Source organism: Burkholderia sp. BDU5 (assembly GCF_001522845.1).
Lineage (GTDB): Bacteria > Pseudomonadota > Gammaproteobacteria > Burkholderiales > Burkholderiaceae > Burkholderia > Burkholderia mayonis.
Genome location: NZ_LOWC01000016.1, coordinates 1 through 865, shown reverse-complemented (window position 1 = coordinate 865; position 865 = coordinate 1). Strand labels below are relative to the sequence as shown.

At 61.7% G+C, this 865-nt stretch carries 1 pseudogene; it reads left to right on the top strand.

Features of this window, described 5'->3' with window-relative positions:
• Positions 1–71: 71 nt before the first annotated feature.
• Positions 72–797, top strand: a pseudogene (locus WS69_RS03970) (transposase); the annotation flags it as partial.
• Between the last annotated feature and the right edge of the window lie 68 nt (positions 798–865).

Genomic DNA, 865 nt, shown 5'->3' with positions numbered 1-865 from the left:
GAGCGTCAGGCATCCGCAGCGTCGCTACCCCGCAAACATCATCTTCCAAGCACGGCCACTTCAAACGCTCAATTCCAGAACGCCGTCGTTTAGTGTCGGATTTGGACCGGCGTTCACATTTGCTCAAGGAGCAGTTAAAAGCCTACGAGCGGCGGCTGTTCGGCGCGAAGAGCGAAGCGCGCAGTGCCGATCAACGCGACTTGTTCCTGAACGAGGCCGAAGCGTTGGCGCCGACGGCGGCAACACTGCCGGCGCAGGAGGAAGACGAAGCCGGAACGCAGGTGGCGGGTCACACGCGTAAGAAGCCCGGGCGCAAACCGCTGGATCCGGCCTTGCCGCGCGAAGTCGTTCGCTACGAACTGCCGGAATCGGAGCGTGTGTGCCCTCACGACGGCTCGGTGCTCGTCGAGATTGGCGTGGAAGTGAGCGAACAACTGGACATCATCCCGCAACAGGTGCGCGTGCTTCGCCACGAACGTGTGAAGTACGCATGCCCGCGCAGTGACGAGAGCCTGAAGGTAACGCCTGCACGCTCGCGCGTCATTCCGAAGGGGCTGTTTACCGAAGCCGCGCTGGCGTGGTTCGTGGTTTCCAAGTACATGGACGGTTTGCCGCTGTATCGAATCGCCGCGTTGCTCAAACGCTTCGGAGGCGACATCTCGCGCAATACGCTGGCCGCGAGCGTGGTGCGAGTAGGCGAAGCCGTGCAGCCGGTGATCAACCTCATGCGTGATCGCCTGCTCGATAGCGACATTGTGTTCGCGGACGAGACGACAGTGAAGGTACTGAGTCGGCCCTGAACAATTCGTTTTGTCGCGCAGATGAAGCTACGCCGCCGACGGCGCAGCGGCTCGGAAGCTGAGCA